This is a genomic window from Streptomyces sp. NPDC041068 (assembly GCF_040647455.1).
In the GTDB taxonomy this organism is placed as follows: domain Bacteria; phylum Actinomycetota; class Actinomycetes; order Streptomycetales; family Streptomycetaceae; genus Streptomyces.
Genome location: NZ_JBEZCG010000006.1, coordinates 505559 through 515038, shown reverse-complemented (window position 1 = coordinate 515038; position 9480 = coordinate 505559). Strand labels below are relative to the sequence as shown.

General features: G+C 71.6%; 9 protein-coding genes. 3 read left to right on the top strand and 6 right to left on the bottom strand.

Annotation, left to right across the window (positions count from 1 at the left end; translation table 11 throughout):
• Positions 1 to 181: 181 nt before the first annotated feature.
• Entirely contained in the window at positions 182 to 1324 is a 1143-nt protein-coding gene (locus AB0B50_RS17050) for a glycosyltransferase family 4 protein (RefSeq protein ID WP_362331560.1), read from the bottom strand.
• 130 nt (positions 1325 to 1454) lie between these two features.
• On the opposite strand from AB0B50_RS17050, the gene AB0B50_RS17045 reads away from it, so the two are divergent.
• Entirely contained in the window at positions 1455 to 2693 is a 1239-nt protein-coding gene (locus AB0B50_RS17045; RefSeq protein ID WP_362331557.1) for a glycosyltransferase family 87 protein, read from the top strand.
• Here AB0B50_RS17045 and AB0B50_RS17040 read toward each other — a convergent pair.
• The 5 genes from AB0B50_RS17040 to AB0B50_RS17020 form a co-directional block, all read right to left on the bottom strand.
• Positions 2650 to 3852 (bottom strand): hypothetical protein, encoded by a 1203-nt coding sequence (locus tag AB0B50_RS17040; RefSeq protein WP_362331555.1) that lies wholly within the window; start codon positions 3850 to 3852, stop codon positions 2650 to 2652. The two genes, AB0B50_RS17045 and AB0B50_RS17040, sit on opposite strands and share 44 nt — an antisense overlap.
• A 37-nt stretch (positions 3853 to 3889) precedes the next feature.
• On the bottom strand, positions 3890 to 4927 hold the full coding sequence (locus AB0B50_RS17035; RefSeq protein WP_362331552.1) for an NlpC/P60 family protein: 1038 nt from the start codon (positions 4925 to 4927) through the stop codon (positions 3890 to 3892).
• Positions 4928 to 5154: 227 nt separating this feature from the next.
• Positions 5155 to 6186, bottom strand: coding sequence for an NlpC/P60 family protein (locus tag AB0B50_RS17030; RefSeq protein ID WP_362331549.1), 1032 nt, complete (start codon positions 6184 to 6186; stop codon positions 5155 to 5157).
• Positions 6187 to 6617: 431 nt separating this feature from the next.
• Positions 6618 to 7967, bottom strand: coding sequence for an NYN domain-containing protein (locus AB0B50_RS17025; protein ID WP_362331546.1), 1350 nt, complete (start codon positions 7965 to 7967; stop codon positions 6618 to 6620).
• Between the two features lie 34 nt (positions 7968 to 8001).
• Positions 8002 to 8241, bottom strand: a complete 240-nt coding sequence (locus AB0B50_RS17020; protein ID WP_362331544.1) for a hypothetical protein — start codon at positions 8239 to 8241, stop codon at positions 8002 to 8004.
• Between the two features lie 192 nt (positions 8242 to 8433).
• Between AB0B50_RS17020 and AB0B50_RS17015 the strand changes: the two genes are divergently transcribed.
• Positions 8434 to 9165 carry a rhomboid family intramembrane serine protease gene (locus AB0B50_RS17015; RefSeq protein WP_362331541.1) on the top strand — a complete coding sequence of 244 codons (732 nt, stop codon included), beginning with the start codon at positions 8434 to 8436 and terminating at the stop codon, positions 9163 to 9165.
• Positions 9162 to 9443, top strand: coding sequence for an Lrp/AsnC ligand binding domain-containing protein (locus AB0B50_RS17010; RefSeq protein WP_125512351.1), 282 nt, complete (start codon positions 9162 to 9164; stop codon positions 9441 to 9443). The genes AB0B50_RS17015 and AB0B50_RS17010 overlap by 4 nt, the downstream gene beginning before the upstream one ends.
• The last annotated feature ends 37 nt before the right edge of the window (positions 9444 to 9480 follow it).

Genomic DNA, 9480 nt, shown 5'->3' with positions numbered 1-9480 from the left:
GCGGCTCTCGTTATGGTGTGTTTCCTCGTCCTGTCCCCCGCGCCCCTAAAGCATGAGGGCTGCGCCCCGCTTTCCCTGGAAAGCGGGGCGCAGCCCGTCTTTCAGGGGCGCGGGGAACTGCGCGAGCAGCCCCCAACAGCGGAAAGTCACCAACGCACCCCCGGCGGCAGCCCCGTAGGCGCTACAGCAGCTCCCTCAGCCTCTCCGCCAGCAGATCCCAACGCCACTTCTCCTCCACCCACGCCCTGCCCCGCTCCCCCATCCGCGCCCGCAGCTCCGCGTCACCGAGCAGGGTGACGATCCGATCCGCCGCCTCCTCGGGCGCACCGCCCCGCACGACCCACCCCGTCTCGCCGTCGAGGACGGCATCAGGCGCGCCGCCGGAGTCGCCGGAGACCACCGGCAGCCCCGTGGCGGACGCCTCCAGGTAGACGATGCCGAGCCCCTCCACGTCGAGGCCCCCGCGCCGCGTCCGGCACGGCATCGCGAAGACGTCGCCCGCGCCGTAGTGCGCGGGGAGTTCCTCCCACGGCACCGCCCCGGTGAACCGCACGGAGTCCGCGACGCCCGTCTCGGCCGCGAGCTTGTGCAGGTCCTTCTCGTAGGGGCCGCCCCCGACGATCAGCAGGACCGCTTCGGGCGACCGCGCCAGAATCCGCGGCATGGCGAGGATCAGCGTGTCCTGCCCCTTGCGCGGCACGAGCCGCGAGACGCAGACCACCACGGGCCGGTCGCTCAGCCCGAGCCGCGCCCGCACCGCGTCACCACCGGAGCCGGGGTGGAAGGTCTTCTCGTCGACGCCGGGCGGCAGTTGGACCATCCGCCCCGCCGCGGCGGGGGTGAGCGCGGCGGCGATCCGCGAGCGCGTGTACTCGCCGAGGTAGGTGATCGTGTCCGTCGACTCACCGATCCGGCGCAGCAGTTGGCGCGAGGCCGGCAGCTGAGCCCAGCCCGCCTCATGGCCGTGCGTGGTGGCGACGAGGCGCTCGGCGCCCGCCTTGCGCAGCGCGGAGCCCATCAGGCCGAGCGGGGCCGCCGCCCCGAACCACACCGACGTACAGCCGTGTTCGCGCAGGAGCGAGACCGCGCGGCGGGTGACGCGCGGGGTCGGGAGCAGCATCGTCGTGGGGTCGCGTACGACCTTGAAGGGCTGCTCCGCGTCGAAGGCCGCGGTGGCCTCCGCGCCCTCGCGGCCGCGCTTCCAGGTGGAGGCGTAGACGACGAGCTGCTCGGGGTCCAGGCGCAGCGCCATGTTGTGCAGGAACGCCTGGATGCCACCGGGCCTGGGCGGGAAGTCGTTCGTGACGATCAGGGTCTTGTGCATCGCGCCCGACAGTACCGAATGGCCCAGCCTCTTGGCTCTCGCACGGTTCGCCCCGGCATCATGACTTCTCGAATCACAATGAAGTACATGAGAAGTCACTGATGTACGCGAAAAGGGGCGAGACGCACATATGGCGCGCATCCTGACCGTCTGGGTCCTGACCAGGGCCGTCCTGCTGCTCTGCGTCTTCCATGTCCTGATGGCCCCCGGCCCGGACGTGAGCGCCGACGTGTCCGTCATCTACCAGGGCTGGTACGAGGTCCTGCGCACCGGCACCTTCCCGCTCGACGACGTCACCTGGCAGTACCCGCCCGCCGCCGCCCTCGCGATCCTCTCCCCCGCCCTGCTGCCCTTCCTCGGCTATGCGTCGGCCTTCTTCGTCCTCGCCTTCCTCTGTGACGCCGCGGTGTGCGGGCTGCTCCTGTACGCGGGCCGGCGGCCCGGCACATCGCCGCGGGGCGCCTGGGTGTGGGTCCTGGGCGTGGCCCTGCTCGGCCCCATCGTCTATGCCCGCTACGACGTGATGGTGACCGCCGTCGCGGTCGCCGCGCTGCTCGCGGGAGCGCGGCATCCACGCGCCATGGGGGTGCTCGCGGGGTTCGGGGCGCTGCTCAAGGTGTGGCCGGTGCTGCTGCTCGTCGGCACCCCGCGCGGGCGTGCGACCAGGCGCTCCTGGGCCGCCGCGGCAGGCACGGCCCTCTGCCTCACGCTGGCGTTCCTGGTGGCGATGCCGGGGGCGCTGGCGTTCCTCACCTTCCAGCGCGACCGCGGCACGGAGGTGGAGTCGCTCGGCGCCCTCGTCCTGCACATCGCGCGGAACCTGGGCTGGCAGGGCGAGGTACGGCTCAACTACGGCTCGGTGGAGTTCCTCGGCCCCCACGTCCCGCTGGTGAGCACCGCGGCGCAGGCCCTGACGGTGGCGGCCTTCGGCTGGCTCCTGGTGTGGCGGCTGCGCACCCGGTCCTGGTCGGCGAGCACACCCGCGGACGCGGCGTTCGTGGCCGTGCTGCTCTTCACCACGACGAGCCGGGTGATCAGCCCGCAGTACATGCTGTGGCTGATCGGGATCGCCGCCGTCTGCCTGCTGTTCCGCACGAGCCGCATGGAGGTCCCCGTGCGCCTGGTCCTCGTGGCCACGCCGGTGACGTTCCTGGAGTTCCCCGTGTGGTTCTCGCACGTGGTGGCCAGCGATCCACTGGGCGTGGCGCTGCTCCTCGTACGCAATGGTCTGCTGGTCGCCGCGACCCTGCTGGCCTGCAGGAACCTGTGGCGCCATACCGTGTCCGAACCGCGCGCCCCGGAGCGGCAGTCCGCTCAGGCGGGGGTCAGCCGAGCTCCGAGCGCAGATACGTACGCCAGCGCGCCGTGAAGTCCTCCGGTGTCGTGTCGAGGACCTCCCGCAGGGCGTCCTCGACCGCGCCAGCCCGCTGCTTGTGCTCGCCCACCGCCCGGTAGAAGTCCGTCAGCTTCCGCTCGCCCCACTGCTGCGCGATCATCCGGCAGGCCAGCCACGCGCCCTCGTACGCCCCCGCGAGCCGCTCGGCGTCCCCCGCGAAGCCGAACTCCTCGTCCTTCGGGAGCGCGCCGGGCAGCCGCCCCTCCTGCACCGCGCGCCTCAGCTCGGGCGCCGCCTGCGCCGGGGTGCGCCCGGTGCCGCGGTAGCCCACCCAGTCCGCGAAGCCCTCGGAGAGCCACAGCGGGGTCGCGGCGGAGGTCAGCGCGCGGGTGGCGACGTGGGTCGTCTCGTGGGTGAGGACGACCTGCTTGCCGAAGTCCCCGAGAACGCCGTACGCCTCGGGGTTGATGATGATCCGGTCCGCCGGTGCGCGTCGGGACCCGCCCGCCTCGCCTGTGGTGACCGCCGCGATCCCCCGGTACCCCGAAGCGGGCGCCCCCAGCAGCCCCGCCATCCCGTCCAGGGACCGCGGCGCGAGGACGACGACGCGCTCCGGCCACTTCTGCGGCCAGGCCTCCCGCACGGCGGGCACCGCACGGTCGGCGAGTTCACGGTAGGCGCGCAGCTCGGACGCGCTCTGCCCGACGCCGAGGACGAGGCTGCGCCCGCCCCGCTCGGACATCACCCGCCCCTGGTCCCACAGCTGTTCGCCCGCCTTCTTCGCGGGCCGCTCCGCGGTCACGTACCACTGTCCGCCGTGCCGCTCCAGGGACAGAGTGCGCGCGGCGGTGAGCGGGGCGCGGTCGTAGCCCTTGACGCGGTAGCGCAGTTCGGCGCTCGCCGTGGCCTCGGAGCCCGAGCGGTCGAGCCGGGTCAGGCGGTACTCCCAGGACTGCAGCGGAATACCGCGCGCGTTCTCGAAGACGTCCGCCGCGCCGCGCGCGAGCCGCTCGGTCCTCTCGTACGCCGCCTCGTCCCCGTCGAGGACGGCCTGCGCGCGCCGCTCCAGGAGTCGGCGCACATCGCCCGCGGCGGCGTCCGGCACCGGATCGCCGCCGCATCCGGCAAGCACGGCGAGGCAGAGCGCGAAGCACAGCGCCACCACCCACGACCCACGCCTGTGACCAGCCACGTTCCCGATCGTACGGGGAGCCGTGCGCCGGGGCTGCTCAGATCCGCGTCACGGATGACACCGGCATCATGCCGACGGGGTCGTAGCGCACGGGAGCTCCAGGGTACGGGGCGTGCACCACCTGGCCGTTGCCCATGTACATCCCGATGTGGCTGGCGTCGTCGCGGTAGGTCACGAGGTCGCCGGGCTGCGCCTCGGCCAGGGGCACCTGCCGCCCGGCGTAGCGCTGGGCCTGCGAGGTGCGCGGCAGTCCGACCCCCGCCTGGGCGTACGACCACTGGGTCAGGCCCGAACAGTCGAAGCCGGAGGGGCCGTTGGCGCCCCAGACGTAGGGGCGGCCGACGGCGGAGCGCGCGGCGGCGATGGCCGCGGCGGCCCGCGAGGAGGACGGAGCCGCGCTCCCGAGGTCCGGCATCTCGGTGCGCCCGGCGGCGCCGGAGCGGGACGACCTGTCGTACGCCTCGCGCTCCTCGCTCGGCAGCGAGTTCAGCAGCCGCCTGGCCTTGGCGAGCTTGTGCTCGACGGTGCGCTTGTGACGGGCGACGGTGGTGCGGCTCTTCTCCAGCTCGGCGAGCTTGCGGCCCGCCTCCGCGCGCTCCTGGGCGAGGCCGCGCTGGGCCCGCTGCAGATCGGCGAGTTCGCCCGCCTGGCGGCTGCTGATGCGGTCCAGGGCCGCGGCCTTGTCGAGGTAGCCGTCCGGGTCCGAGGAGAGCATCAGCTCCAGCGAGGGGTCGATGCCGCCGGAGCGGTACTGCGCGCCGGCCAGGGAACCGAGCGCGCCGCGCATGTGGTTGATCCGCTCCTGGCCGCGCGCGACGCTGTCCTTGGCCCGCTCGACCTGCGCGCGCAGCTTGTCCGCGCGCTCATCGGCCTTGTTGTAGGCCTCGGTTGCCTTCTCGGCCTGTTCGTACAGCCGGTCCACCTTGGCCCGGGTGTCGGACGGCTTGTCCTGCGGCGCGGCACCTGCGGGCGCGGCACCGAAGGCCGCCGCCGCGGTGGCCGCTGCCGCTGAAAGGACGGTCACGCGCGTGCTCCGGTCGAGGCCGGGCTGTGCGGGACGGCGATGGGACCCCACGGGAAGCCGCTCTCCCTTCCGCTGACGAACCCCCGGGCCGTCCCGGGGGAATGCGGGCCGACAGTAGCCGTGCGACTACGGAGGGACCAAAGACCCGACGGAGTGCGGAACGTGCGCGGAAAGACCGAAGCCCCGTCTCAGACGCAGGTCATCAACGGGGCGTGGGGTCAGCGGGAGTTGCCGGAATTCGCCCGTTTGGGCGGTGTCGGCAGCGCGTTGACGCGGGGTCAGGCGACGCGGACGCCGAACTGGAAGTTGCCGAGGTACTCCATCGCCTCGTAGCGCACCACGGCGCCGGGCTTGGGGGCGTGCAGCACCTGACCGTTGCCCGCGTAGAAGCCGACGTGCGCGAGGTTGTTGAAGAACACCAGGTCGCCGGGCTTGAGCTGGCTACGGCCGATCTTCGTGCCGTCGTTCTGCTGCGTGTACGTGGTCCGGGTTATGGAGACGTCGGCCTGGGCGTACGCCCACTGGGTGAGCCCGGAGCAGTCGTAGGAGTTGGGGCCCGAGCCGCCGGAGACGTACGGCTTGCCGAGCTGGGTGGCGGCGGCGGACAGGGCGGCGGCACCGCGGTTCGAGGCCGGGGCCTCCTTGCCGAGCTCCACGCGGTCGCCCGCGGCACGGCTCGCGCGCTTCTCCTTGGCGGCCAGCTCCTGCTTCTCCTTGGCGGTCAGCGTGTTGAGGAGCTTCTGCGCCTCGCCGAGCTTGCCCTGGACTTCCTTCTTCTTCCTGCCGAGCTCCTTGCGGGTGTCGGCGAGGTCGTCCAGCTTGCCCGCGGCCTCCTTGCGCTGCTGCGCGAGGTCCCGCTGCTTCTTCTGGATCTTCTTGAGCGCCTCGACCTGCTTGCCGCTCAACTGGTCCAGGGTGGACGCCTTGTCGAGGTAGCTGTCCGGGTCGGAGGAGAGGAAGAGCTGCAGAGAGGGGTCGATGCCACCGGAGCGGTACTGGGCGCTGGCCAGCGAACCGAGGCCGTCGCGCAGGTCGTTGAGCTCCTCCTGGCCGCGGGCGACCTTGTCCTGGAGGTCGTCGATCTGCTTCTCGAGCTTCTCCTGCTTCTCCTTGGCACCGTTGTACTTGTCGGTGGCAAGGCCGGCGTCCTCGTAGAGCTTGTCGACCTTGGACTTGACCTCGTCCTTGCTCGGCTTCGGCGCGGCCTGGGCGGCGCCCTGCGAGGTGAGCGCCACGGCAGCGGCGGCGGTCGCGGTGAGCACGGTCACGCGGGTGCGGCTCGGCTGCTTGGGTCGACGGTGGGACGCCACGAAGGCGGCTCCTTCTTCCTCCAGCCGCCTACCGAGACCCGGTGGGCGGGTACCGCCGCCGTCACCCCGGATGGGCGATCAACCGAGCGGAGGTTCGGGCGTGACCCTAGTGACCTTCTTGTGATCAGTTCAAATCCCATCGGCAAAAAACCGGCCGCCGAGCGCATTCTTTACCGATAACACACAGTCAGTGATGATCTTTTGACGCTACGTCGCGTGAGGGATCTCTCAATTCGGGCATAGGGCGCAGGAGTTGTCGAGTACCCCGTTAACCCCACGGAAGCGGCAGGCTTCAGCCCGCGCGAGATGCGCTGCGTCAGCCGCGCGAAGGGGTCTGGGGCAGCCTCGCGAAGGGGTCTGGGGCAGCCTCGCGAAGGGCTCTGGGGCAGCCTCGCGAAGGGCTCTGCGTCAGCCGCGCGTAAGGCTCTGGGTCAGCCGCGCGAGAGCCTCTTCAGGAGCACCGCCGACGCCACAGGGCGGGCGCCCGCCTTCGCGATGCCGTCGGCCACTTCTCGGTCGGTCGAGACGACGACCACGGGCCGACCCGGCGGCTCCGCGCGCACCAGCTGGCGGATCAATTCGTCAGCGGTGACACCGGGCTTGGAGAACAGCACGCGCACACCGCGCGGCGGCGCGAGGAGCACCGGGGCCGCCAGTTCCGCGCCGTCGAAGACACAGGTGACCTCGGCGCCCGACTGCAGGGCAAGCTGCGAGAGCGAGCCGAGCAGGCGCAGCCGCTGCTTCTCCAGCGGCATGGTGGGGTAGCCGGTCTTGGTGACGTTGTAGCCGTCGACGACCAGGTGCGCCTGCGGCAGCGCGAGCAGCTGGTCCAGGATGGCCGGATCGTTCTCGGACAGTGCCCGGGTAGCGATGTCCTTGGGCGACATCCGGCCCGGCTCGACGGCGTCCACGGTCTCCGCGGGCCGCACCGAGACGGGCGGCAGGGCCAGTTCGCGCCGCAGCCCCTGGGCCGCGTCGAGCACCGTGTCGAGCAGCAGCCGCACCCGCATGTCCTCGACGCTGCGACCCTCGCGCGCCGCTCTGCGGCTGGCCTCCAGGGCGGCCTCGGTCTCGCCGAGCCGCGCCTTGATCCGCCGCGTCTCGCTCTCGGCGGCGGACACCTGCGCCTGCCCCTCGGCACGCACGCTCTCCATCTCGGCGGCGGCCTTGCGCAGCGCGGCCTCGCCCCGCTTGACGTCACTGAGGGCCCCGCGCAGCTTGCGGTGCATCGATTCGGCTTCCCTGCGCGCCGATTCGAGCTCCGTGCGCAGCCGCTCGGTCTCGGCCTTGGTCTGGCCCCGGGCCGCGGCGAGCTCCTCGCGCAGCCGCTCCAGCTCGACCCTGGTCTCCTCGTCCGCGCGCTCGGCGTCGGCCCGCTGGGCCTCCTCGCCCGCGGCGGTGACCAGCTTGACCCAGCCCGCGGGGCGCAGGACATAAGCCGCGGCCGCCACGTCCAGCGGGTCGGCGGCCGGCGGCGGCGAGCCCGCGTCCAGGGCGCCCGCGAGCTCGGGCTGGGCCTCTCTGAGCCGTTCGCCGATGCGCTGGCGGAAGAGGGTGTCGCCCTCCAGCGCGGCCGCCATGGCGTTGCCCGCGAACTTCGCCCGCCGGGTGGGCGTGAAGCGGGCGTACTGCCGCAGCTGGGCGGGCAGTTCAGCCAGGGTGAGGCCGCCGAAGCCGTCCGAGACGATCTGGACGACCCGCCGGCGCACCCCGTCGGGCAGCGGACGGTCGAGCACCTCAGCGGCGCCGTCGTCCGGCTCCCCGCCTGCGCTCTCCACCATCCGTCACCCCACTAGCTGTGCGGGCACCACTCCCTCAGGAGTCGGCGCCCGGCCTGTCCACGAGTTCCACCTGATCCACTGCGTTGCACCAGCGGCAGCGCACCGACTCGATGGTCTCACTGACCACCTCTCGTTCCTCGACCTTCGACTCACCGGCCAGGTCGAGATGGACATACTCGACGACCTTCGAGGTGCGGGTCACGTCGAAACGCGTGAGATTGCCGCAGAGCGTGCAGCGCCACCGGGTGGTGGCGGTCGGCAGGGGAACCGTCATCGTGGCTGTTCGCTTTCTTCGGTGACTTGTTCGGTGCTTCATCGGCGACGTCTTCGGCGACCGTGGTGTCACCACGAGTTTCCGCGGTGCGCATTGCCCGTAACCCTAAGGCCTGTAAGGGGCGCGATGCGGCGGCCTCCGGAGCGGCATGGCGGTCTGGGCAGGTAGCACCCGTTACGTCATGCTCTGTTCATGATCAACACATGGGGTACGAAGGCGGGCCGACTGCTCAGGGGCCAGTCCGCCCCGGTGACGTACGCGCTGATCGCCGTCTGCTGCGTGGTCTTCGTGATCTCCCCGGTGTCCGGGCTCAACCCGGTCCACGGCAGCGGCGAGCAGCTGCTCGCCGCGCAGCAGACCTACTTCGAGCGGTGGGGCGTGGTGCCCGTCGAGCTCTTCGACGGTGTCCCCCGTGCCGCTCTCGGTCCGTTCACCGCTCTTTTCGTGCACGGAAGCTGGCTTCATCTGCTCGGAAACATGCTGTTCTTGTACGTATTCGGGGTCATGGTCGAGGAACGCATGGGGCACCTCCAGTACGCGTTCTTCTACGTCGGCTGCGGATACCTCGCCCTGTTCGCGTACGCCGCCGCGCACGCCGGCTCCGACAAGACCCTCGTGGGAGCCTCCGGCGCCATCTCCGCCGTCCTCGGTGCTTTTCTCTATCTCTTCCCGAAGGCGCGGGTCACCAGCCTCTTCCCGTTCCTCTTCTTCCTGCCGCTGCGGTTTCCGGCGTGGGTGGTGCTGCCGTTCTGGGTGGCGCTGCAGTGGCTGGCGGCGGGGCAGGGGGGCAATGGCACGGGAGTGGCGTACCTGGCGCACCTCGTCGGCTTCTCGCTCGGCTTTCTCTACGCGTGGGGCGTGTATGGGTGGAGGGCTAGAGTGAAAGGCACAGCACCGGCCACCGAGGGAGACAGTCAGCCGTGATCACCGCGATCGTGCTCATCAAGACCAGCGTGGACCGGATTCCGGAGATCGCCGAGTCGATCGCCGCGCTCGACTCCGTCAGCGAGGTCTTCTCCGTGACCGGCACGTACGACCTGATCGCGATGGTGCGCGTGCCGCGCCACGACGACCTGGCGGACGTGATCCCCGGCCGGATCAGCAAGATCCCCGGCGTCGAGGCGACGGACACGCACGTCGCGTTCCGCACCTACTCGCAGCACGACCTGGAGGCCGCGTTCGCGATCGGCCTCGACTCCTAGGCCGGTCCCGCGGGCGCAGGCCCGTTCCGCGGGCCCA